Below are 233 nucleotides of genomic sequence, written 5' to 3'. Positions count from 1 at the left end.
CGAACAAGGCGGCCTGGACGACAGCAACTCGCACGCGTCGGAGCGAGGGTCGGCAAAGGCGGCCACGGAGACGGCCGAAGTGAAGTCCATGCCGGGCAATCGCGCCGGCAAGGACAACGCGCATGATTCACCGGCTTCGGACCGTTCGTCAGGGTCAGCGAGAACAGCCGAACAAGGCGGCCTGGACGACAGCAACTCGCACGCGTCGGAGCGAGGGTCGGCAAAGGCGGCCA

The 233-nt window shown here is 67.0% G+C and carries 1 protein-coding gene; it reads left to right on the top strand.

Going from position 1 to position 233, the window contains the following annotated elements; all coding sequences use genetic code 11:
- Positions 1 to 233: hypothetical protein (locus tag I6F17_RS37555; protein WP_225190493.1), on the top strand; the 233-nt coding region annotated here is incomplete at both ends.

This window comes from Bradyrhizobium sp. NBAIM18, assembly GCF_020193825.1.
In the GTDB taxonomy this organism is placed as follows: domain Bacteria; phylum Pseudomonadota; class Alphaproteobacteria; order Rhizobiales; family Xanthobacteraceae; genus Bradyrhizobium; species Bradyrhizobium yuanmingense.
The sequence above is the reverse complement of the archived record's forward strand: the minus strand, read 5'-3'. Positions and strand labels throughout refer to the sequence as shown.